The sequence below is a fragment of the Salmonella sp. SAL04157 genome (genome assembly GCF_046551635.1).
Classification (GTDB): domain Bacteria; phylum Pseudomonadota; class Gammaproteobacteria; order Enterobacterales; family Enterobacteriaceae; genus Salmonella; species Salmonella enterica.
The window spans coordinates 40,329-64,514 of record NZ_JBGDVS010000015.1; the positions used below are offsets into that span (position 1 = coordinate 40,329).

Below are 24,186 nucleotides of genomic sequence, written 5' to 3' on the forward strand. Positions count from 1 at the left end.
GTGAAATAAGTAGGGGTAACGCAATAGGTTCCAGAATATCCCCACCCGAGCCTTTCATGCCATGGCGAAGCCCAGCGGCGCATAAAAAAAGCGCAGGAGAACCTGCGCCAGAAGAGAGAGTAATGCGTTATTAAAGCGGCGTGGTTTGCGCTTCAACTACCGCTAACGCCACCATATTCACGATACGGCGTACAGAGGCGATCGGCGTTAATACATGTACCGGTTTAGACACGCCCATCAGGACCGGGCCGACCGTGACGCCTTCGGAACTGGAGACGCGTAGTAAGTTGTAACTAATGCGGGCGGCTTCCATATTCGGCATCACCAGAATATTGGCGGCTCCCTTCAGCGGGCTATCCGGCATCCGGTCATTACGAATACTTTCCACCAACGCTGCATCACCGTGCATCTCACCGTCAATCATCAGATCGGGCGCTCGTTCGCGTACCCGCTCAAGGGTTTCGCGCATTTTGCTGGCGGACAGCGAATTTGAGGAACCAAAGTTAGAGTGCGACAACAGCGCGACTTTCGGCTCAATACCAAAGCGGCGAACGGTTTCCGCCGCCATTACGGTGATCTCCGCCAACTGTTCCGGCGTGGGATCTTCGTTAACATAAGTATCGGCGATAAAAGTGTTGCCGCTTGGCAGCAGTAAGGCGTTCATCGCCCCTGCCGTATGCACGCCGTCACGGTAGCCAAAGACGGCTTTCACGACGCTGAAATGCTCATGGTAGTCGCCGATAGTGCCGCAGATCATCGCATCCGCTTCCCCACGCTGCACCATGATCGCGCCAATGGCCGTATGGTTGCCGATCATCGCACGCTGCGCCTGTTCCTGAGTTACCCCGCGACGCTTCATGATCTGGTAATACTCGCTCCAGTACTCTTTGAAGCGCGGATCGGATTCATTATTCACGATCTCGAAATCAACGCCCGCTTTGATCTGTAGCCCCAGTTTCTGGATACGCATTTCGATCACGCTCGGACGTCCGATCAGGATGGGTTTCGCCAGCCCCAGGGTGATCAACTCCTGGGTTGCGTGCAGCACGCGCGCCTCTTCCCCTTCCGGCAGCACTACACGCTTCGGATCTTTGCGTGCCTGCGAGAAGATCGGCTTCATGAACAGGTTGGTTTTGTAGACAAACTCGGTCAGTTTATCGATATAGGCATCAAAGTCAGCAATCGGGCGCGTCGCCACGCCGGAATCCATTGCCGCTTTCGCGACCGCCGGAGCGATTTTGACAATCAGACGCGGGTCAAACGGTTTCGGAATAATGTATTCCGGCCCAAAGCTCAGGTCCTGATCGCCATAGGCCGAGGCCACCACTTCGCTCTGTTCGGCGTGCGCCAGCTCGGCAATCGCACGGACCGCCGCCAGTTTCATCTCTTCGTTGATCGCCGTCGCGCCGACGTCCAGTGCGCCGCGGAAGATAAACGGGAAGCACAATACGTTGTTCACCTGGTTCGGATAGTCGGAACGACCGGTACAGATAATGGCGTCCGGGCGCACTTCTTTCGCCAGCGGCGGCAGAATTTCCGGTTCCGGGTTAGCCAGCGCCAGAATCATTGGCGCGCGGGCCATTTTCTTCACCATCTCCTGAGTCAGCACTTTCGGGCCTGAACAGCCGAGGAAAATATCCGCGCCGTCAATGACCTCATCCAGCGTGCGCTTGCCGCTGTCGTCTACCGCATAGGCCGCTTTGGTCTCCGCCATATTCGGCTCACGGCCTTTGTAAATAACGCCCTTAGAGTCGCACACCACGATGTTGTGCTTTTGCATCCCCAACGCGACCAGCAGGTTCATACAAGCGATTGCCGCCGCCCCTGCGCCGGAGACGACCATCCGCACGTCGGAAATATTTTTCTCTACGACTCGCAGGCCATTAAGAATGGCGGCCGTACTGATGATCGCCGTTCCGTGCTGATCGTCATGGAAAACCGGGATGTTCATGCGCTCGCGCAGTTTCTGTTCAATATAGAAACATTCCGGCGCTTTAATGTCTTCGAGGTTAATGCCGCCAAAGGTCGGCTCCAGCGCAGCGACCACGTTGATAAATTTGTCCGGGTCAAGCTCATCGACTTCAATGTCAAACACATCGATGCCGGCGAATTTTTTAAACAGAACGCCTTTGCCTTCCATGACCGGCTTGCCGGCCAGCGCGCCAATGTTGCCTAACCCCAGCACCGCTGTACCGTTGGAAATGACCGCAACAAGGTTGCCGCGCGCGGTGTATTTGTAGGCTGCCAGCGGATCTTTTTCGATTTCCAGGCAGGGCGCCGCCACGCCTGGCGAGTAAGCCAACGCCAGATCGCGTTGGGTGGCAAGGGGCTTAGTCGGAGAAACCTGAATTTTACCGGGTACCGGAAATTCGTGGAAATCAAGGGCGCTTTGTTTTAACTGCTCATCCATCTTGTTGTTCCTTTCACGTATCGTTCAAAAAGTGACGCGGCCTGGTGCGCCGCACATTATCACCGTACTGCGCAGCACAAACTTTGAAGGTCTGCAAACTATCACGACGCGGCGCAAGAGTTTGTTATCAACTTATAACGGCCATGTTACCTGCTTATACCAGCAATACCATGCCTGTCTGCTATGCTTTTTGGTTATGTAGTGTATCAATCTTTCAGAAGTGTGAATCAACACACTCATCTAACACTTTACTTTTCAAGGAGTATTTCCTATGAACCAGCTAGACGGCATCAAACAATTCACTACCGTCGTCGCCGACAGCGGCGACATCGAGTCCATCCGCCACTACCAGCCGCAGGATGCCACGACAAATCCCTCTTTACTGCTGAAAGCCGCCGGGCTTGAGCAGTATGGTCATTTGATTGAGGATGCGATTGCCTGGGGGAAAAAACACGGCGGTACGCAGGAACAGCAGGTTGCAGCAGCCAGCGATAAACTGGCGGTCAATTTTGGCGCGGAAATACTGAAAAGTATTCCCGGTCGCGTCTCTACTGAAGTCGACGCGCGGTTATCGTTCGATAAAGAAAAAAGTATCGAGAAAGCGCGCCATCTGGTGGATCTCTACCAGCAGCAGGGTATTGATAAATCGCGCATTCTGATCAAGCTCGCCGCAACCTGGGAAGGTATCCGCGCCGCCGGGCAGCTCGAAAAAGAGGGCATTAATTGTAACCTGACGTTGTTGTTCTCTTTTGCCCAGGCGCGCGCCTGCGCCGAAGCGGGCGTCTATTTGATCTCTCCGTTCGTGGGCCGAATTTACGACTGGTATCAGGCGCGTAGTCCGCTGGAGCCGTATGTCGTGGAGGAAGATCCCGGCGTGAAATCGGTACGCAATATCTACGATTACTTTAAACAGCATCGCTATGAAACCATCGTGATGGGGGCAAGTTTCCGCCGTACTGAGCAAATCCTCGCGCTAACCGGCTGCGATCGACTGACTATCTCCCCTAACCTGCTTAAAGAGCTGAAAGAAAAAGAAGAACCGGTGATCCGTAAACTGGTGCCTTCCTCGCAGATGTTCCACCGTCCTACGCCAATGACGGAAGCGGAGTTCCGCTGGGAACATAATCAGGACGCGATGGCCGTAGAGAAGCTGTCGGAAGGTATCCGTCTTTTTGCTGTTGACCAGCGCAAACTGGAAGACCTGCTTGCCGCCAAACTATAAACCTTGCATGGAGTGATTTATGTCCCGTAAAGACCTTGCCAATGCGATTCGTGCGCTGAGCATGGATGCCGTTCAAAAAGCCAATTCCGGGCACCCCGGCGCGCCGATGGGGATGGCGGATATCGCTGAAGTGCTATGGAACGATTTTCTTAAACATAACCCCACCGATCCGACCTGGTATGACCGTGATCGTTTTATCCTTTCCAACGGTCACGCCTCCATGCTGCTCTATAGTCTGCTGCATTTAACCGGTTATGACCTGCCGCTGGAGGAGCTAAAAAACTTCCGTCAATTACACTCTAAAACGCCCGGTCACCCGGAGATTGGCTATACGCCCGGCGTTGAAACCACCACCGGGCCGCTGGGCCAGGGGCTGGCGAATGCCGTCGGGCTGGCGATTGCCGAGCGTACGTTAGGCGCACAGTTCAACCGGCCGGACCACGAGATTGTCGACCACTACACCTATGTCTTTATGGGCGACGGCTGTCTGATGGAGGGGATCTCGCATGAGGTGTGTTCGCTGGCTGGTACGCTGGGACTGGGCAAACTGATCGGCTTTTACGATCACAACGGCATCTCCATTGATGGCGAAACCGAAGGCTGGTTTACCGACGATACCGCCAAACGTTTTGAAGCCTACCACTGGCATGTCGTGCATGACATTGACGGGCACGATCCGGAGGCGGTGAAAAAAGCCATTCTGGAAGCCCAGAGCGTAAAAGACAAACCTTCGCTAATTATCTGTCGGACGGTGATAGGTTTTGGCTCGCCGAATAAAGCCGGGAAGGAGGAGTCGCACGGCGCGGCGCTGGGCGAAGAAGAGGTGGCTCTGACCCGCCAGAAGCTGGGATGGCATCATCCGGCGTTTGAGATCCCAAAAGAAATTTACCGCGCGTGGGATGGCCGTGAAAAAGGCGAGAAAGCGCAGCAGCAGTGGCAGGAAAAGTTTGCTGCTTATGAGAAGGCTTATCCTGAGCTGGCCGCAGAGTTTACCCGCCGGATGAGCGGCGGACTGCCGGAGGCATGGGAATCCGCCACGCAAAAATTTATTAACGACTTGCAGGCTAATCCGGCCAAAATCGCCACCCGTAAAGCATCGCAAAATACGCTCAATGCCTATGGTCCCCTGTTGCCGGAACTGTTGGGCGGATCGGCGGATCTGGCACCGAGCAACCTGACTATCTGGAAAGGTTCGACCTCGTTGAAAGAGGATCCGGCAGGTAATTACATCCACTATGGCGTGCGCGAATTCGGCATGACCGCCATTGCCAACGGCATCGCCCACCACGGCGGCTTTGTACCGTATACCGCCACGTTTCTGATGTTTGTCGAATATGCCCGTAACGCGGCGCGTATGGCGGCCTTAATGAAAGCCCGGCAGATTATGGTCTATACCCACGACTCCATCGGTTTGGGCGAAGATGGCCCGACACACCAGGCCGTGGAACAACTGGCGAGCCTGCGCTTAACGCCAAACTTCAGCACCTGGCGTCCCTGCGATCAGGTTGAGGCGGCGGTCGGCTGGAAGCTGGCCATTGAACGTCAGCACGGGCCGACGGCGTTGATTCTCTCGCGGCAGAATCTGGCGCAGGTGGAACGCACGCCAGAACAGGTGAAAGCGATTGCCCGCGGCGGATATATTCTCAAAGATAGCGGCGGCAAGCCGGATATCATTCTGATCGCTACCGGATCGGAAATGGAAATTACCCTCCAGGCGGCGGAAAAATTGACTGGCGAGGGGCATAACGTTCGCGTGGTGTCGTTGCCTTCAACGGATATTTTCGATGCGCAGGACGAAGCATATCGCGAATCAGTGCTACCAGCGCACGTGACCGCCCGCGTCGCGGTGGAAGCCGGTATAGCCGACTACTGGTATAAATATGTTGGCCTAAAAGGCGCAATTATCGGCATGACGGGATACGGTGAATCCGCCCCGGCTGACAAACTGTTCCCGTATTTTGGCTTTACCGTGGAAAATATTGTAGAAAAAGCCCGCCGGGTGCTGAACATCAAAGGCTAAGGCGAGCGTTAGCAACACAGACTTTGCGCAGTCTGCAGACCTGTTCTGTAGGCTGTGCAAAATTACTTCGTAGACTCAGGCGCATCTGACTGCCCGATGACGACCTCATCAATGGATTTATGGCACATCAGGCAAAAGGCCTTTTTTTTATGCGCCTGTAATGTTGAATCCCACGCCGCTGATCCGCCTTCTTTATTCACTTTTTCTCTTATCGCCGCCAGCCGATCTATTTCATAATAAGCGCTCAGGCAGCCACAATGGGGGCATAATACGGGGCCATTATTTATTTTCATACTATTTCCTGCTGTGGTGAGGCTATCGGGTAAAGTAACAATCCTACCGTAACGTAGCAATCTCTATACCATAAATGAAACCTCAATAGGTGTATCCCTATTCTGAAAAGGGGATAACAACCAGGATTCAACGCGTGATCCACAGCGTAGGCCAGGCATCCGGCCCGTGCCAGTTATCGCAGCTCGGTTCTTCGGCATAACGCACCAGACGAAAACGATCGCCATCATAACGCCAGCGCGTCTGGATACCGCAGTCGGTTAACCCCCGCCCTTTCGCCAACGTCACCAGCTCGCGCGTTTTCTCGTCAAAGAAGGCGTTCATCAACTCCATGTCATTACTTTCGACGCCGCGATTAAACGGCAGCCGCAAACGTACGGCGCGCGAGGCGAGCGTTTTTTTGCGTGAAACTACCCAGGCGAGATCAATAGTGTTATAGGCGCCGGCTTCGCAGTTAACAATCAATAACGCTTTATCATCCGTCAACGCGCTGACCTGCGTCTCGCGACGCAGCGGGTCAAGCGAACAGCGAATGCCGTTTACCCGCCATGCTGCGTAGTCCAGCAGATCGTCGCGTTCTTCCTCACTCAGCGGTACGGGCGTTGGATTAATCACGGCGATCCCCTTTAATGCCGGTGCCGGGGGCACGCTGAGCGGCGGTTCGTTTCCTTTTTCAATCCAGGCGGTTTCGCTGCCCACACGTTTTTGTTGCGCGTCGATAAACAGTAATGCCGCTTTTAATCCCGCCAGCGAAAGCGTCTGAACGCCGTTTTTTAAGGTGATGGCCTGCGCATCCTGAATCGTCTGTAAAAATGCGGTGATGGTGGCAGGATCGCCGGTCATGAGATGCCAGGGCGACACGCGCCAGTGTGGACTGTTGAACGAAAGCGGTTTGCCATCCAGCAATAAGCGAGGCGCAATTGCGGCTTCTTTAGCGTCGGGCGGCGCCAAACCGCCGCGGTCGATACGCAGTACCGCATCGGTACGCGCCCCGGCGCTGCGGCTTAATGTCATCACCAGCCCATGATGTTCGCCAGTATTGCGCGCTACGCAAAAATTTTGGTTATTACAGGTGACCTGCCAGTCGGAAAAAGTCCGTTGCGCTGGCGCAGCCCACAGTAGCTGGACCGGCAACAGGCCAAACAGACAAAAAAGAATAACGCGGTAGCGCATGAACGGAACAACCCCAGATTCAGAACAACACAGCTAAGGCGGTATCTTCCTTGCGCGCCTCAGGGTTCTCAATCAGATTTATCGGATTGGTCTTTTTTGTGTAAAGAAATATATTTCTTTTTTTTCAGTCCATTAGATGAGACGTCTGTAAATAGTTAAGCAATAACACGGTCTTACCGTCCCGAATCTCACCTGAGCGCACCATTTCCAGCGCCCGGGAAAACGGCAGTTCAAGCACCTCAATCTCTTCGTCCTCCACGCCGCCGCCGATGCTGGCACGCTCGCTATCATGATATTCGGCAATGAAGAAATGAATCAGCTCCGTGACGCCGCCTGGCGACATATAAAGCTCAAATATCTTGCGTACCTCACCAACGTCATACCCTGTCTCTTCAATGGCCTCTTTACGGATACAGACCTCCGGCTCGTCGTTATCAAGCAGGCCAGCGCAGGTTTCAATTAACATACCGTCTTGATTACCGTTGACCCATGTCGCCACGCGAAACTGACGAACCAGAACCACGGTTTTTTTAGTTGAGTTGTAAAGCAGAATGGTTGCGCCATTCCCGCGATCGTAAACCTCACGCTTGTGACGGATAACCTCGCCATTACGACGGGTCAGGTCATAGGTAATGTTGCGCAGAGTAAAATAATTATCAGAAAGAATTTTATCCTTAATAAGCGTAATGGTTTGCGACATGCTGGCTCCAGGGTGTAAAAAGAGCATTAATATTACGCCGTGAGGTCGGTTTTGTCTGCTAAAGGGTTAATCCTTAACGCCGACTGAACAGATGTACAGCCATATTTTTCTGTCACTGCCATGACCATATTCTGCTTCTCCGGGCCGCAAAGTCCATGCTCGCGATATGATTTGACGGCCGGAGTGAGACTGAGGGAATCATCATGAAATTTACTCTCGTTGCGACGGTTCTACTGACGTTTTCCCTTTCAGCTTTTGCCGTTGAGTATCCGGTATTGACCACCGCGAGCCCTGATCAGGTGGGATTTGATAGCCAAAAACTTCACCGACTTGATGGCTGGATTCAAAATCAAATTGATGCCGGATATCCCAGTATTAATCTTCTGGTGATAAAAGATAATCATATTGTTCTACAAAAAGCCTGGGGCTATGCCAAAAAATATGACGGTTCCACGCTGTTAGCCCATCCCATTCGGGCGACCACTAACACGATGTATGACCTGGCTTCAAACACAAAAATGTATGCCACTAACTTTGCATTGCAAAAACTGGTGTATGAAGGGAAAATAGATGTCAATGATTTGGTATCAAAATACATCCCCGGCTTTAAGGATATGCCTGGGGATAAAATAAAAGGCAAAGATAAACTCCGCATTATTGATATTCTTCATCACGTCGCGGGCTTTCCTGCCGACCCACAATATCCCAATAAAAACGTCGCCGGTAAATTATTTTCACAGAGTAAAAGCACTACTCTGGAGATGATTAAAAAGACGCCGCTGGAATATCAACCTGGATCAAAGCATATCTACAGCGACGTGGATTATATGATTCTTGGTTTTATCGTTGAATCGATAACGGCAATGCCATTAGATCGCTACGTCGAAACCACCATTTATAAACCGCTCGGATTAAAACATACCGTCTTTAACCCGCTGATGAAAGGCTTCACGCCGCCGCAAATCGCCGCAACGGAACTACATGGCAACACGCGTGACGGCGTGATTCATTTCCCCAATATTCGCACCGGTACACTATGGGGCCAGGTGCATGACGAAAAAGCCTGGTACTCAATGGGCGGCGTTTCAGGACACGCCGGACTGTTTTCTGACACCCATGATATGGCTGTGTTAATGCAAGTCATGCTCAATGGGGGCGGCTACGGTAACGTGAAGCTATTCGACGACAAAACGGTTGCGCAGTTTACTCGCCGCTCGCCAGAAGACGCTACCTTTGGTCTGGGGTGGCGCGTTAACGGCAACGCCTCAATGACCCCCACGTTCGGGGTATTAGCCAGTCCGCAAACGTATGGACATACCGGATGGACCGGAACGCTGACGTCTATCGATCCGGTTAATCATATGGCGATTGTGATTTTAGGTAACAGGCCGCACTCGCCGGTAGCAAATCCTAAAGTGAACCCGAATGTTTTTGTCAGTGGATTATTACCTGCGGCGACGTATGGCTGGATTGTTGACCAGATATATGGTTCCTTAAAATAAAAATTAAGAGCCTATCTCACCAGGCGTTATTGGCGCAGCCAGTTTGGACACGGACAGCGCGCAAAAACCGGAGCGTACACGTAGTACGTGAGGTTTGACTCGCTACGCTCGCCCTTCGGGCCGCCGCTAGCGGCGTTCAAAACGCTAACGCGTTTTGGCGAGCACTGCCCAGGGCCAAAATGACAAGTAAAATAGTCGTAATGGGATAGGCTCTAAGAAGGGATTCTGATAGCGTCCCTTCCTTCAATTTACACTCTATTTTCAATACTAAGATTGGCCTCATCAGGCCTGTTAAACGTCGCCCCGACGGGAAAATGTTTATCGCAGGGCGTCCAGCCCTGCGAGCGTCAACATTTCTGCAAACGGAGTAAGGTTAGCCAATAAGTTTAAGATTTTTTATCACTCAATCATTTAACCGTTCCAGGCCTTAACCGGCCTACAAATACGCTTATTTAGCTAACCAGTCGAGTATCCCCTGCGCGGCATGTCGGCCTTCTGCCATCGCCGTCACCACCAGATCGGCGCCGCGCACCGCATCGCCGCCGGCGAAAATTTTCGGGTTGGACGTCTGGTAACGAAACTCGCTCTCGACGCTGGCGGCAATACGTCCCCAGTTATCCACCTTCACGCCATGCGATTCCAGCCACGACATACCATGCGGATGAAAACCAAACGCCATAATGACCGCATCCGCCGGCATCACGAACTCGCTGTCCGGTACAGGTACCGGACGGCGTCGCCCCTGACCATCCGGTTCGCCAAGCCGCGTACGCAAAAAGCGAATACCGCTGACGCGCCCGTGCGTATCCAGCACCAACTCAACCGGCTGAACGTTAAATTCAAAGTTCGCGCCCTCTTCCCGCGCGTTTTTCACCTCTTTTTTCGACCCCGGCATATTGGCCTCATCACGGCGATAAGCGCAGGTGACGTTGGCAGCGCCATGACGCAGCGCCGTACGTACGCAGTCCATTGCGGTGTCACCGCCGCCCAGCACAACCACGTTAAGGCCCGCAGTATCAATAAACGGCTCGTCAGGCAACGCCGGAAGCCCCATCACCTGTTTGGTATTGGCGATAAGGAATGGCAACGCATCATATACCCCCGGCGCGTCTTCATTCGGTAAATCAGCCTTCATGGAACGATAGGTTCCTACCCCGACAAAGACGGCGTCATAACTCTCCAGCAGCGTCTCCAGAGAAATATCTTTCCCTACTTCGCAGTTAAGCTCGAAACGAATCCCCATCGCGCTGAAGATTTCCCGACGGCGCGCCAGCAGAGATTTATCCAGTTTGAAAGCCGGAATACCAAAGGTGAGCAAACCGCCGATTTCCGGGTGGCGATCGTAGACGGTGGCGCTTACGCCATGGCGCGCCAACACGTCAGCGCAGGCAAGACCTGCCGGCCCCGCGCCGATAATCGCCACGCGCTTATCGCTCTTCTGTACGTCCGACAGGTCGGGACGCCAGCCTTTGCTCAGAGCGCGATCGGAGATATAGCGCTCAATGTTGCCGATGGTAACCGCGCCATACTCATCGCGGAGTGTACACGCGCCTTCACATAGCCGGTCCTGCGGACAGACGCGCCCGGTAATTTCCGGCAGGCAGTTGGTCTGGTGGGAAAGCTCTACCGCCGCATCAATATCGCCGGCTTTCACCAGTTCGATCCACTGGGGAATATGGTTATGCAGCGGACAGGTCCATTCGCAGATACTGTGTTCCCCGCATGTGAGGCAGCGGGACGCTTCACGCTCCGCCTGCGCGGCGCGAAACGGCAGATAAATTTCCTCAAAGGTGGTTTTACGCGCTTCAATCGCCAGTTTATCCGGTTCGCCGCGCGGCGGCGTCGCCTGCATACGCTCGACTTTGCTGCTTGCTGTCCCACTGTGTTGTGTATCCACGGTATGCCAGGGGCGAATCTCCTGCTGGGCGGTACGCAGCCGTCGCGTTTTAGCCAGACGGGTCAACGAGTCTTCGGTGACCAATTGCAGCGCATCCGCCGGGCAATTTTCCACACAGGCCGGACCCTGTTCACGTCCCTGGCACAGATCGCATTTATGCGCGCTGGCTTTGAACTGGTTTGGCGCGACGGGCGTCAATACCATCTGCATGGTGCCGAATGGGCAGGCGACGACGCAGGATTTACAGCCGATGCACTTCTGCGCATTGACCTGCACGCTGTCGTTAATATGCGCGATCGCGCCGTTCGGACAGCTACGGGCGCAGGGCGCATCTTCGCAATGGTGACATGTGACCGCGCTGCGCTGGTGCTGATGTTTGATGACAGTAATTCGGGGCTGATAGCGCTGTGACGTCAGGACATGGCGCTCATCATTGTGAGCCATTACGCAGGCGACCTCGCAGGCATGGCAGCCCAGACACTGCTGGCTATTGGCCATAATAAAACGATTCATGGCATCCTTCTGTTTTGGTTGTAAAAACCTTATTCTTTATATGAGCATTGTTATTAACTGACGAAGGCGGGGTCGGCAATGTTCATCTGCCCAGGAAGCACAACTATCTGTCCAGAACCTGTGGCAGATCAATTTATTTCAAAGCAAATGCAATTGCGATTCAGCTAAATGCGGGGAGTGCCAGCGTGACGGTTAAACGCCCGGTCTCAGCCAGTCTGGCTAAGGCTTTTTTCTATATTGTGCTGTTGTCTATTCTGTCCACCGGCAGCGCATTACTGACGCTGACCAGCAGTTTACGGGATGCCGAAGCGATCAATATCGCCGGTTCGCTACGAATGCAGAGCTATCGGCTAGGTTACGATCTGCAAAGCCGTAGCCCGCAGATTAATGCGCATCGTCAACTTTTCCAGCACGCGCTCAACTCGCCGGTACTGCAAAATCTCAACGCCTGGTATGTGCCGCAGGCGGTGAAAACTCGCTACGCGCGCCTGCACGCCAACTGGCTGGAGATGAATAGCCGCCTACAGGACGGCGACATTGCCTGGTATCAGACCAATATCAACAATTACGTCGATCAAATTGATCTCTTCGTTCTGGCGTTACAGCATTACGCCGAGCGTAAAGTCATGCTGGTCGTCGCCATATCGCTGGCGGGCGGTATCGGCATATTTACGCTGGTCTTTTTTACCCTACGGCGTATTCGCCAGCAGGTCGTTCGTCCGCTGAATCAACTGGTCACCGCCAGTCAGCGTATTGAACATGGTCAGTTCGCCCCGCTGCCGCTGGATACCAGCTTACCCAATGAGCTGGGATTATTGGCGAAAACGTTTAGTCAGATGTCGAGTGAGCTGCATAAACTTTACCGTTCGCTGGAAGCCTCGGTGGAAGAAAAAACGCACGATCTGCACGAAGCGCATCGCCGCCTGGAGGTGTTATACCAGTGCTCTCAGGCGCTGAATACCAGCCAAATCGATGTCCACTGTTTTCGCCATATTTTGCAAATTGTCCGTGAACATGACGCCGCCTGGTATCTGGAGTTAACCGTGGGCGATAACTGGCGGATTAGCGAAGGCACGCAAAGCCCCGACCTGCCGATGCAAATGCTGCCAGTGACGATGCAGGACACGGTTTATGGCGAACTCCACTGGCAAAGCCCCAACGTTAATGCCTCTACGCCGCTGCTAAACAGCGTCTCCACGATGCTGGGGCGTGGTTTGTACTTTAATCAGGCGCAAAAACACTTCCAGCAACTTTTGTTAATGGAAGAGCGCGCGACGATTGCCCGTGAGCTACACGATTCGCTGGCGCAGGTACTTTCTTATTTACGTATTCAGTTAACGCTTTTGAAGCGCGCCATTCCTCAGGATAACGCCGGCGCGCAAAGCATCATGGCGGATTTTTCCAGAGCGCTGAACGACGCCTACCGTCAGCTTCGCGAGCTACTCACCACGTTCCGTCTGACGTTACAGCAGGCCGATTTACCCTCCGCATTGCATGAGATGCTGGAAGATTTACAGAGTCAGACCCCGGCCAAACTCACGTTGGATTGCCGTTTACCCACGCTGGCGCTGGATGCGCAAATGCAGGTGCATTTGTTGCAAATTGTGCGTGAAGCGGTCCTGAACGCCATTAAACACGCCAACGCGAGCGAAATCGCCGTGAGCTGCGTCACCGCGCCTGACGGCGATCATACCGTTTATATTCGTGATAATGGCATTGGTATCGGCGAACCGCATGAGCCTGCCGGACACTATGGTCTGAATATAATGCGTGAGCGCGCAGAGCGCCTTGGCGGCACGCTGAATTTTTCGCAACCCTCCGGCGGCGGCACACTGGTCAGTATCAGTTTTCGCTCCTCCAACAAGGAAGAGAGTCAGTTAACGTAAAGAACGGCAAATCGCCGGAAGGCCAGATGTCAGGCTTTCCGGCGTTGGCACAAAAAGTATGCTGTAAAAGCGCATGATAATTTACATTATCTCCTTTATTTCTCCACGTTTGGCTCGTAGCTTGCCGCTACAGTGAAGCAGTTCAAATCTATAACGATATGTAGAAACACGAGGTTCCCCTTTAATGGCGAATTTTTTTATCGATCGCCCCATTTTTGCCTGGGTGCTGGCTATCCTGTTGTGTCTGACAGGGGCGTTAGCCATTTTTTCTTTACCTGTTGAACAATATCCCGATCTGGCGCCGCCCAACGTACGTATTACCGCGAATTATCCGGGAGCGTCGGCGCAAACGCTGGAAAATACCGTAACCCAGGTTATTGAGCAGAATATGACGGGCCTCGATAATCTGATGTACATGTCATCACAAAGCAGCGGAACCGGGCAGGCGACCATCACCCTGAGCTTTATTGCGGGAACCGATCCTGATGAGGCGGTTCAGCAGGTGCAAAACCAGTTACAGTCCGCGATGCGTAAACTGCCGCAGGCAGTACAGGATCAAGGCGTCACGGTACGCAAAACGGGCGATACTAATATTTTGACCATCGCTTTCGTCTCTACCGACGGCTCTATGGACAAGCAGGATATCGCCGACTACGTCGCCAGTAATATTCAGGACCCGCTCAGCCGCGTCAACGGCGTGGGCGATATTGACGCTTATGGTTCACAGTACTCTATGCGTATCTGGCTCGATCCGGCCAAATTGAATAGTTTTCAGATGACCACGAAAGACGTGACCGATGCAATTGAGTCGCAGAATGCGCAAATCGCCGTCGGGCAGCTTGGCGGTACGCCTTCGGTCGACAAGCAGGCGCTGAACGCCACCATTAATGCGCAGTCACTGCTGCAAACGCCGCAACAATTTCGCGATATCACCCTGCGCGTTAATCAGGACGGTTCCGAGGTCAAACTGGGCGATGTCGCCACCGTGGAGCTGGGGGCGGAAAAGTATGACTACCTCAGCCGTTTTAACGGCAATCCGGCTTCCGGTCTTGGGGTTAAGCTGGCTTCCGGCGCGAATGAAATGGCGACCGCGAAGCTGGTGCTGGATCGCCTCAACGAGCTGGCGCAGTACTTCCCTCACGGCCTGGAATACAAGATCGCGTATGAAACCACCTCCTTTGTTAAAGCCTCGATTATCGATGTGGTCAAAACGTTGCTGGAGGCTATCGCGCTGGTTTTCCTGGTGATGTACCTGTTCCTGCAAAACTTTCGCGCCACGCTGATTCCGACGATCGCCGTGCCGGTGGTATTAATGGGCACCTTCTCCGTGCTTTACGCGTTTGGCTACAGTATTAACACATTAACCATGTTCGCGATGGTGCTGGCGATCGGGCTCCTGGTCGACGATGCCATCGTGGTGGTGGAAAACGTCGAACGTATCATGAGCGAAGAAGGGCTCACGCCGCGTGAAGCGACGCGCAAATCCATGGGGCAGATCCAGGGGGCGCTGGTCGGTATTGCGATGGTGCTGTCTGCGGTATTCGTGCCGATGGCGTTCTTTGGCGGTACCACCGGGGCGATTTATCGTCAGTTTTCTATCACCATTGTCTCGGCAATGGTGCTGTCGGTGCTGGTCGCCATGATCCTGACACCGGCGCTGTGCGCAACGTTATTAAAACCGCTGCACAAAGGCGAACAACACGGGCAACGCGGATTTTTCGGCTGGTTTAACCGTACCTTCAATCGTAATGCCGAACGTTATGAGAAAGGCGTAGCGAAAATTTTGCATCGCAGCCTGCGCTGGATTCTGATTTATGTTCTGTTGCTTGGCGGCATGGTGTTCCTGTTTTTGCGTCTCCCCACCTCCTTTCTACCGCAAGAAGATCGGGGCATGTTCACTACGTCTATCCAGCTACCGAGCGGTTCTACGCAACAGCAGACCCTGAAAGTCGTTGAAAAGGTTGAAAACTATTACTTCACCCATGAGAAAGACAACATTATGTCGGTCTTCTCGACGGTAGGTTCCGGCCCTGGCGGGAATGGGCAAAACGTCGCGCGCATGTTTGTTCGCTTGAAAGACTGGGACGCGCGCGATCCCACCACCGGCTCCTCGTTCGCCATTATTGAGCGGGCGACAAAAGCGTTTAACCAGATTAAAGAAGCTCGCGTCTTCGCCAGCAGCCCGCCGGCAATTAGCGGTCTGGGCAGCTCCGCCGGTTTTGATATGGAATTACAGGATCACGCCGGAGCAGGCCATGACGCGCTGATGGCCGCACGAGATCAACTCATTGAGCTGGCCGGGAAAAACAGTTCCTTGACCCGCGTGCGCCACAACGGCCTGGACGACAGCCCGCAACTGCAAATTGATATTGACCAACGAAAAGCGCAGGCGCTGGGCGTATCGATTGACGATATCAACGACACCCTGCAAACAGCCTGGGGATCGAGCTACGTCAACGACTTTATGGACCGGGGCCGCGTGAAGAAGGTCTATGTTCAGGCCGCGGCGAAATATCGTATGTTGCCGGATGATATTAATCTTTGGTATGTCCGTAACAAAGACGGCGGCATGGTCCCCTTCTCCGCCTTCGCCACCTCGCGCTGGGAAACCGGATCGCCGCGTCTGGAACGCTATAACGGCTATTCGGCGGTAGAAATTGTCGGAGAGGCCGCGCCGGGGGTCAGTACCGGGACGGCGATGGATGTCATGGAGTCGTTGGTACATCAGCTACCGGGCGGTTTTGGCCTGGAATGGACAGCCATGTCTTACCAGGAACGGCTCTCCGGCGCGCAGGCGCCTGCGCTGTACGCTATTTCGCTATTAGTCGTCTTCCTGTGTCTGGCGGCATTGTATGAAAGCTGGTCGGTGCCCTTCTCGGTGATGCTGGTTGTGCCGCTCGGGGTCATCGGCGCGTTACTCGCCACCTGGATGCGCGGGCTGGAAAACGATGTTTACTTCCAGGTGGGGCTGTTGACCGTTATCGGCCTCTCGGCGAAAAACGCGATTCTGATTGTGGAATTCGCCAACGAAATGAATCAGAAGGGACACGCGCTGTTAGACGCCACGCTGTACGCCAGCCGCCAGCGCCTGCGACCGATACTGATGACTTCGCTGGCGTTTATCTTTGGCGTATTGCCGATGGCCACCAGCACCGGGGCAGGCTCGGGTAGCCAACATGCTGTCGGAACCGGCGTGATGGGGGGAATGATCTCAGCAACCATTCTGGCTATCTTCTTTGTACCCCTGTTTTTCGTGCTGATACGTCGCCGCTTCCCGCTGAAGCCGCGCCCGGAATAAGCTCCCGGCCAGCCTGATACAGGGTGTCGGGCACAAAAAAGGCGACTTTCGTTGAGTCGCCTTTTCTTATCCCCTATGGGAGCGCGGTGCCTTCCAGGCATTTATTTACGAAGCATGACTTCGATAAAATCTTTCCAGTTCCCCAGTTCACGTTCAATCATAATAGCCTCTCTTATTATTATGGGTATTCTACGTAGTTAGCGGTATAGAGAGAAGTTCATTTAACCGATTGTTGCGATATCCTCTGGTTACGCTGTCTATGATATTACTATGGCGCTGTAGCCGTAAATTTTATGTGACTTACTGCAATATTTAGCAACATTAATACCTTTTCTACTACTTTATCAAATCGGGTTAAAAAACAATCAATTGCATGTACACAAAATAGGATTTGTCCCGCGAATTATAAACAAGCCACATTTGGAACGTTTTGGAATCATTATTCACATTCACTCAACAATGTTATATTGATTGCCGATCAGCGCTGGATAAATAACCATTAACAGCCACACTTATTATCCCGCAGACGATACTATTGATTATTTATTCGAATTTCGCGTTAAAGGATTCAATATGATTACCCTCTATGGCATTAAGAATTGCGACACGATCAAAAAAGCGCGCCGTTGGCTGGAGGAGCATGGCATTGATTATCGTTTTCACGATTACCGTGTGGATGGCATAGACCTCCCTCTTCTTAATACCTTTATTGCCGAACTCGGCTGGCAGCCTTTACTGAATACGCGCGGCACAACATGGCGCAAACTGGATGAAGGCGACCGCAGCGGGATTACCGATGCCGACTCCGCCGCTGCTCTCATGGTTGAACAGCCGGCAATCATCAAACGCCCATTGCTCTGCGCGCCCGGGAAGCCTATGCTGCTTGGTTTCAGTGAATCCCGTTATCAGCAGTTTTTTGATGAGGTGTAGTCTATGTCGTGCCCGGTTATTGAGCTGACACAGCAACTTATTCGTCGCCCCTCCCTGAGTCCGGATGACGCAGGCTGTCAGGCATTAATGATTGAACGCCTGCGTAAAATCGGTTTTACCATTGAGCATATGGATTTTGGCGACACGCAAAATTTTTGGGCATGGCGTGGGCGTGGCGAAACGCTGGCGTTCGCCGGGCATACTGACGTCGTACCGGCAGGCGATGTCGATCGCTGGATCAATCCGCCGTTTGAGCCTACGATTCGCGACGGAATGTTGTTCGGTCGCGGCGCGGCGGATATGAAAGGTTCACTGGCGGCCATGGTGGTGGCTGCTGAACGTTTTGTTGCGCAGCATCCTCATCACCGGGGCCGCCTCGCGTTTTTGATTACCTCTGATGAGGAAGCCAGCGCAAAAAATGGCACCGTAAAGGTGGTTGAAGCGCTGATGGCCCGTAACGAGCGGCTGGATTACTGTCTGGTCGGCGAACCTTCCAGTACTGAAATTGTGGGCGATGTCGTCAAAAACGGGCGTCGCGGTTCTCTCACCTGTAACCTCACTATTCATGGCGTTCAGGGGCACGTCGCCTATCCGCATCTGGCGGATAACCCTGTTCATCGCGCCGCGCCTTTTCTTAATGAACTGGTCGCTATCGAGTGGGATCGGGGCAATGACTTTTTCCCGGCCACCAGTATGCAGGTAGCCAATATCCAGGCAGGCACCGGCAGCAATAATGTCATTCCCGGTGAACTGTTCGTGCAGTTTAACTTCCGTTTCAGCACGGAACTGACCGATGAGATGATCAAAGAGCGGGTACATGCGCTGCTTGAGAAGCATCAGCTACGCTATACCGTAGACTGGTGGCTTTCCGGCCAGCCGTTCCTGACCGCACGCGGCAAGCTGGTGGACGCGGTGGTAAACGCCATTGAGCACTATAATGAAATTAAACCGCAATTACTGACGACGGGCGGTACGTCCGACGGACGTTTTATCGCCCGTATGGGAGCGCAGGTGGTAGAACTGGGGCCGGTGAACGCCACCATTCATAAAATTAATGAATGTGTGAATGCCGCCGATCTCCAGCTACTGGCCCGTATGTATCAACGTATTATGGAACAGCTCGTCGCCTGATGAGCGTTCCTGTAAGAGGAAATAAGCATGGACTGGCTGGCAAAATATTGGTGGATTCTGGTATTGGTGTTTCTGGTAGGCGTACTGCTGAATGTGATCAAAGATCTCAAACGCATCGACCATAAGAAATTCCTTGCCAATAAACCTGAGCTGCCCCCGCATCGCGATTTTAACGATAAGTGGGACGATGAAGAAGACTGGCCGAAGAAAGATCAGCCGAAAAAGTAACCGGATAACATGCCGGACAGGTATCGCTATCCGGCATGGTCCCCACCGCCGGGCATTACGTCGCGCAAACGCTGCGTTCGTCCGGCATCCAGCGCAATCAGCGCCTGCGCCGTCTGCACACGCTGCAACGCCAGCAGAGCTTTACGGCCTGAAATGCGTAGCCGGGCGCACAGTTCGGCATCGCTGGCTTTTTCCTCCAGCCGCCCTCTCAACGCCGGTAATGGCAATGCGCTGCATTGCAGTAAACGATGCAGGCAACCTAGCGATGTCAGTAGCGGGCGGTGCGCGAACGCAAAACCGACCAGCTCACGCCAGTCTTCATCATTAAGCGCCTGTTCGCGTAACGCCGCCAGCGGTATCGCCTCGCCGTTCCACTGCGTCAGGATATCCGCATCGCGGCGTAAACGCCGGTGTTCCTGTTGCGCCAGCCGTTGTCCCGCGTCACTCAGCGGCAATAACGCCATCGCCGTATAGCAACCGCTGCTCGCCTCCCGATGGTTGCCCATCCGTACCAGTACAAAGCCGCAGCGTTGCCAGAAACGCCACAGCTCCGGCGTATAGCCGAAGCTGACGGAAAGATAATCACACTGCGCCGCCTGCATGCACGCGCAGGCAATCAGCTGCTGACCGATGCCTTCGCGCTGGCGGGCGGGGTGCACTGCGATACGGCTTACGCGACGCCCGACCAGCGTCGCGGCTAAAGGGTTGCTACCGTGCGCCGCCAGCGACTGCGCCACCAGATTTCCACGCGGACGCCGGAAACCGGCCCATACAGCCTGACTGAGTTCTGCGGATAACCCACCCTCTTCGACCAGCCAGAGGGCGCCCGCCACACGGTTATTCGCCGTGGCCTGCAAGAAATGCTGTCCTGGCGCATCCATCATTCGGCGCAGATCCAGCGGCGAAGTACGATAGTGCGCCCCCGACAGTAACTGATACACAGCCCTCGGCAACGCGGGCGTCTCCCCCCAGGCCTGTTGGTAAAACGCCGAGATTGCTATCGCGCCATGTGGCGCCTGCGCAAACGCTTCATCGTCGAATATCAGCGCCTCGCTGACGATATTTTCCAGCGGGCATTCTGGCGCCCAGCGGACAGGCTGACGAAGCGTGAAGCGGTGAAGCTGCGGAAAACGGGCGCAAAACTTAAGTAAAAAACCGCGTCCGGTGCCTTCGTAGCCCTGAACGGTGGTGGTGAGTAGTATGCGGGGAAAGCGCGAAACCAGTTGCAGCAGCAGCGGCGCGGGGATTGCCGCCGCCTCGTCAACCACCAGCCAGTCGGCTCTTGCCCCGCTCGCCAGCAGCGCATCCGGCGCCATAAAGCAGAACCGCTCACCGGCAAACGCTGCCAGGATATCCGTTGCCGTTTTCGCCGGTGCGGTCACGATAGCCGTGCCCGCCATCCGGGAGATGAATTGCCCGGCCAGCGCCGATTTGCCGCGCCCACGGGGGGCAATCACCGTCGCCACGCCGGGCGGCATTTCACGTAAACGCGATAAGATAGCCGCCTGCTCCGGCTGCGGCTCGCCGGTGGCGGGTCGCCAGCGTTCACGGGAAGGATAAGATGGCCAGCAAAACGGCTGGCGCTGTCGCCAAAGCAGCGTTTGCGGATCGCGGGAAAGAGTCCGTTTAAGATGCTGTGCAAACTGCGGTGTGGGGATAGGCTGCGCGCAGTCGCTCCAGCGCAGTGAATCGGTATCAGGCCTGCTTTCCCACGTCTCATACGGCGGCATCAGCAGAAGCAGCCAGCTTCCGGCCTGCAAGGTCCCGCTCAGGGCGGCAAACGCTGCGGCGTCAAAGCCCTGCCAGGCATCAAATATCGCATGACGGAATTCACGGCCCAGCAGCGTTTGTAACGCCTGTGGCGTACAGCGCGGCTGGGCGGGCGCGTCAGGCGCGACCCACAGCCAGTCACCGGGCAGCGCAGCGCGTATCGCCTCGGCCCGCTCCCGGCACCACGCCGCATCGCCGCTGATGACCAGTAAACGGCGAATGCCTTCCTGTGTCATTTGCGACGTTAACGCCTGTAGCGCATCGATATCAGACATCCCTGCCCCGGTTTATCAAAAGTTTTTGCCAAACGTATTACATTGCGCCGGGTCACCGCTGTCAAATCCACGCTTAAACCAGCTGTAGCGCTGTTCTGAAGTGCCGTGGGTAAAACTATCCGGCACGACGCGCCCCTGCCCCTGTTGCTGTAAGCGATCGTCGCCGATAGCCTGTGCGGCATTGAGCGCCTCTTCCAGATCGCCCGCCTCCAGTACGCCTTGCTGCTGCATACTGTGTCCCCACACGCCGGCAAAGCAATCCGCCTGTAGCTCCATGCGCACCGAAAGGCGATTCACCTCCGTTTGCGACGCGTTTTGCTGCAACTGGCGTACTTTCGGCTCAATACCTAACAGTTTTTGTACGTGGTGGCCGACTTCGTGGGCGATGACATAACCCTGGGCAAAATCACCGTCCGCGCCCAGCTTATTTTTCATATCATCGTAAAATGAGAGATCGATATAGACGGTACCGTCCGCCGGGCAGTAAAACGGCCCCATCACGGACTGACCCGCGCCACAGCCGGTGCGCGTCATACCACGGTACATCACCAGTTTTGGCTGCTGATAGCCGCGCCCCATTTTTTGAAAGAGTTGCCCCCAGGTATCTTCGGTCGTCGCCAGAATCACCGAGGTAAATTTTGCCGCTTCATCATCATTGGGGCTTATCGAACGCGTCGACTGCTGCTGCGAAATCGGCTGACCGGTCAACAGACCGGTTAAATCCACCCCATAGTACCCTGCGACCAACACCACCACCAACAGAATGATGCCGCCTTTTCCGCGCGGAAGACGAAAGCCTGGGCCACCCAGCGAGGGGCCGCCTGGCCGATTACGTCTGTCCTCTACATTGTTGCTTTCACGACGCCCTTGCCAGCGCATAATCACCTCATTCTCTCTTTGTTATACAGATGATCGTAGGCGGTCAGGCGCAGGATTACCACAGGTAAACGCTATCAGAATGAGGAAAGGATGATACCGGAGAGCGGTTGCCCCCCGGTCAGAAGCGGAATTAATCTAATTTCACGCCCAGGCGATGCGCGACGGCTTCATAGGCTTCAATCAGACCACCCAGACTCTGGCGGAAGCGGTCTTTGTCCATTTTGTCCAGCGTCTCTTTATCCCACAGGCGGCTGCCGTCCGGCGAAAACTCATCGCCCAGCACCACTTCGCCTTTATACAGGCCAAACTCCAGTTTGAAATCCACCAGGATAAGACCCGCGTCATCAAACAGTTTTTTCAGTACGTCGTTGGCTTTGTAGGTTAGCTCTTTCATACGCGCCAGATTTTCCTGACTTACCCAACCGAACGTTTCACAGTAGGAACTATTCACCATCGGGTCGTGCAGCGCGTCGTTTTTCAGGAACAGATCGAATATCGGCGGGTTAAGCTCCATGCCTTCTTCCACGCCCAGACGCTTGACCAGCGACCCAGCCGCACGGTTGCGCACCACACATTCAACCGGCACCATCTCCAGCTTCTTCACCAGACACTCGGTATCAGACAGCAAACGTTCCATCTGGGTCGGGATGCCCGCCTCGGCCAGTTTGGTCATAATGAAATGGTTGAATTTGTTATTTACCATGCCCTTGCGATCAAACTGTTCAATGCGCGCGCCATCCCCTGCTGACGTATCATTGCGGAATTCGAGCACCAACAGGTCCGGGTTTTCCGTGCTGTATACGGTTTTCGCTTTACCACGATACAACTCAGCTTGCTTTTGCATCTTTAACACTCCTGGGTGTGAATTAACGATAAGTATTCATTTCCTGCTACGCCTGCCGGAGACGCCGGCCTGTAATTGTGGTGCGAAATAGCGGTTAAATCGCGTTTTTGTACCGACGCACACGTTTGCGTATCTTATCAGAAAAAAGGGCCGGATTACTCCAGCCCTGTTAAATTACTTGTTGAACGCTGCCTGGAAGACGGCAACCAGCGCGTCGTTCTGGCTTTGCGTCAGAGTATGCCCCTTAGGATCGATAAACTGCAAGCTGCTGCGGTTATCTAAATCGCCGACCTGCAATTTATAGTCTCCGGATGCCAGGCCCGGGTCGCTAGCGCCCAGATCCCGCCAGTCGCTGTCAGACAACGGTTTGTACGTTACCGCCATGCTGCCCTGAGAGCGAGTGCTGTCGGTGACTTTCATGCCCACTTTTTCCAGCGCGGCCGGGAGGCGTTGCCACACGAGGTTGAACGGACCGCGAACGACCAGCATAGGTAAACCGGTATCATCAGCGGCGCTCTGCACATCCATCGTTGCGGCGGAACGGTTCTGCGCGGCATTTGCCGCATCCGTAGCGGTCTTATCCAGACCGGCGGAAATGACGTTCATCATTTCCGTGCTATAGCGCTGCAGCGACGCCGCGTCAGCGACCGGCTTGCCAGCCTGTTCCAGATTAACCAGTTTTACCGTTACCGCCTGCTGATAGCCCTGCGGCTTCACCGAGATTTGATAACGTCCGCGATACTGTTCGTCTTCATCCAGGCGGTTCCAGTTCACCCAATCGGTCGTCAGGGTCTGGCTGGCATCGTCACGTTTTTCAATCGGATAATTTTTCGCCTGAATCACGCTGACGACTTGCGGCCACAGCGTGCTGCCCCGGCCATTCTCCACCAATAGCGTAGCGGTATCGCCAGAGAACTGGGTACGCGCGCCGCTCACTAACGCTAACGGCTGCGCTGGCGGACGGATATCCAACGCCTTACCAACCGCGCCGCTCCCCTTCGTGACCGGAATAACGTAGTCGCCGGTCGTTATCGGCAGGATCATTCCTGCCGGGGCGTGAAGTTCAGCAAGCGGCGCGGCATCCAGATAGGATTCATCGCCGCTTACCTGGCGCTTGTAGCGCGAATCGGAACTACAGGCAGCGAGCAGCAAAACAAGCGAAACACCCGCAACCTTCGCCAAGCGCGACTTTTGTACTGAGTAAGCCATCAAATCTC

The 24,186-nt window shown here is 54.3% G+C and carries 18 protein-coding genes; 8 read left to right on the forward strand and 10 right to left on the reverse strand.

Features of this window, described 5'->3' with window-relative positions:
• Positions 1 to 130 precede the first annotated feature (130 nt).
• Positions 131 to 2,410 carry an NADP-dependent oxaloacetate-decarboxylating malate dehydrogenase gene (gene maeB, locus ACLJRE_RS21835; RefSeq protein WP_000344300.1) on the reverse strand — a complete coding sequence of 760 codons (2,280 nt, stop codon included), beginning with the start codon at positions 2,408 to 2,410 and terminating at the stop codon, positions 131 to 133.
• A gap of 271 nt (positions 2,411 to 2,681) precedes the next feature.
• Here maeB and tal point away from each other — a divergent pair, with 271 nt between their 5' ends.
• Together tal and tkt are read left to right on the forward strand one after the other, a co-directional pair.
• Positions 2,682 to 3,632, forward strand: a complete 951-nt coding sequence (tal, locus tag ACLJRE_RS21840) for a transaldolase (RefSeq protein WP_001072443.1) — start codon at positions 2,682 to 2,684, stop codon at positions 3,630 to 3,632.
• Positions 3,633 to 3,651: 19 nt separating this feature from the next.
• The gene (gene tkt, locus ACLJRE_RS21845; RefSeq protein ID WP_000087326.1) at positions 3,652 to 5,652 is read left to right on the forward strand and encodes a transketolase; all 2,001 of its coding nucleotides are present in this window, start codon (positions 3,652 to 3,654) and stop codon (positions 5,650 to 5,652) included.
• A 62-nt stretch (positions 5,653 to 5,714) separates the two neighbouring features.
• Here tkt and ACLJRE_RS21850 read toward each other — a convergent pair whose 3' ends face one another.
• The 3 genes from ACLJRE_RS21850 to nudK form a co-directional block, all read right to left on the reverse strand.
• The gene (locus ACLJRE_RS21850; RefSeq protein WP_000700635.1) at positions 5,715 to 5,945 is read right to left on the reverse strand and encodes a hypothetical protein; all 231 of its coding nucleotides are present in this window, start codon (positions 5,943 to 5,945) and stop codon (positions 5,715 to 5,717) included.
• A 127-nt stretch (positions 5,946 to 6,072) separates the two neighbouring features.
• Positions 6,073 to 7,116, reverse strand: a complete 1,044-nt coding sequence (locus ACLJRE_RS21855; RefSeq protein WP_001270668.1) for a DUF1176 domain-containing protein — start codon at positions 7,114 to 7,116, stop codon at positions 6,073 to 6,075.
• A 124-nt stretch (positions 7,117 to 7,240) separates the two neighbouring features.
• Positions 7,241 to 7,816 carry a GDP-mannose pyrophosphatase NudK gene (gene nudK, locus ACLJRE_RS21860; protein ID WP_000084037.1) on the reverse strand — a complete coding sequence of 192 codons (576 nt, stop codon included), beginning with the start codon at positions 7,814 to 7,816 and terminating at the stop codon, positions 7,241 to 7,243.
• 203 nt (positions 7,817 to 8,019) lie between these two features.
• On the opposite strand from nudK, the gene pbp4b reads away from it, so the two are divergent.
• Entirely contained in the window at positions 8,020 to 9,318 is a 1,299-nt protein-coding gene (pbp4b, locus tag ACLJRE_RS21865; protein ID WP_000673297.1) for a penicillin binding protein PBP4B, read from the forward strand.
• A 448-nt stretch (positions 9,319 to 9,766) separates the two neighbouring features.
• Here pbp4b and aegA read toward each other — a convergent pair whose 3' ends face one another.
• Entirely contained in the window at positions 9,767 to 11,728 is a 1,962-nt protein-coding gene (aegA, locus tag ACLJRE_RS21870; protein WP_001078935.1) for a formate-dependent uric acid utilization protein AegA, read from the reverse strand.
• A gap of 185 nt (positions 11,729 to 11,913) precedes the next feature.
• Between aegA and narQ the strand changes: the two genes are divergently transcribed.
• Together narQ and acrD are read left to right on the forward strand one after the other, a co-directional pair.
• Entirely contained in the window at positions 11,914 to 13,614 is a 1,701-nt protein-coding gene (gene narQ / locus ACLJRE_RS21875) for a nitrate/nitrite two-component system sensor histidine kinase NarQ (RefSeq protein ID WP_000216815.1), read from the forward strand.
• A 184-nt stretch (positions 13,615 to 13,798) separates the two neighbouring features.
• Positions 13,799 to 16,912, forward strand: a complete 3,114-nt coding sequence (gene acrD / locus ACLJRE_RS21880) for a multidrug efflux RND transporter permease AcrD (RefSeq protein ID WP_001263076.1) — start codon at positions 13,799 to 13,801, stop codon at positions 16,910 to 16,912.
• A 101-nt stretch (positions 16,913 to 17,013) separates the two neighbouring features.
• On the opposite strand, the gene ypfM is transcribed toward acrD, so the two are convergent.
• Entirely contained in the window at positions 17,014 to 17,073 is a 60-nt protein-coding gene (ypfM, locus tag ACLJRE_RS21885) for a protein YpfM (protein WP_001386977.1), read from the reverse strand.
• A 412-nt stretch (positions 17,074 to 17,485) separates the two neighbouring features.
• On the opposite strand from ypfM, the gene ACLJRE_RS21890 reads away from it, so the two are divergent.
• The 3 genes from ACLJRE_RS21890 to ACLJRE_RS21900 are packed head-to-tail and all read left to right on the forward strand — an operon-like array spanning position 17,486 to position 19,201.
• On the forward strand, positions 17,486 to 17,842 hold the full coding sequence (locus tag ACLJRE_RS21890) for an ArsC family reductase (RefSeq protein ID WP_000631923.1): 357 nt from the start codon (positions 17,486 to 17,488) through the stop codon (positions 17,840 to 17,842).
• Between the two features lie 3 nt (positions 17,843 to 17,845).
• Positions 17,846 to 18,973 (forward strand): succinyl-diaminopimelate desuccinylase, encoded by a 1,128-nt coding sequence (dapE, locus tag ACLJRE_RS21895; protein WP_001277825.1) that lies wholly within the window; start codon positions 17,846 to 17,848, stop codon positions 18,971 to 18,973.
• Positions 18,974 to 19,000: 27 nt separating this feature from the next.
• A complete protein-coding gene (locus ACLJRE_RS21900) occupies positions 19,001 to 19,201 on the forward strand; it encodes a YpfN family protein (RefSeq protein ID WP_000383842.1) in 201 nt (66 codons plus the stop codon).
• Between the two features lie 26 nt (positions 19,202 to 19,227).
• Here ACLJRE_RS21900 and tmcA read toward each other — a convergent pair whose 3' ends face one another.
• From tmcA to bamC, 4 genes are all read right to left on the reverse strand, one after another.
• Positions 19,228 to 21,246, reverse strand: coding sequence for a tRNA cytosine(34) acetyltransferase TmcA (gene tmcA, locus ACLJRE_RS21905; RefSeq protein WP_001279824.1), 2,019 nt, complete (start codon positions 21,244 to 21,246; stop codon positions 19,228 to 19,230).
• Positions 21,247 to 21,261: 15 nt separating this feature from the next.
• On the reverse strand, positions 21,262 to 22,125 hold the full coding sequence (locus tag ACLJRE_RS21910; protein ID WP_001267519.1) for a neutral zinc metallopeptidase: 864 nt from the start codon (positions 22,123 to 22,125) through the stop codon (positions 21,262 to 21,264).
• Positions 22,126 to 22,255: 130 nt separating this feature from the next.
• Positions 22,256 to 22,969 (reverse strand): phosphoribosylaminoimidazolesuccinocarboxamide synthase, encoded by a 714-nt coding sequence (gene purC / locus ACLJRE_RS21915; protein ID WP_001171630.1) that lies wholly within the window; start codon positions 22,967 to 22,969, stop codon positions 22,256 to 22,258.
• A 174-nt stretch (positions 22,970 to 23,143) separates the two neighbouring features.
• On the reverse strand, positions 23,144 to 24,178 hold the full coding sequence (gene bamC / locus ACLJRE_RS21920) for an outer membrane protein assembly factor BamC (protein ID WP_000331870.1): 1,035 nt from the start codon (positions 24,176 to 24,178) through the stop codon (positions 23,144 to 23,146).
• Between the last annotated feature and the right edge of the window lie 8 nt (positions 24,179 to 24,186).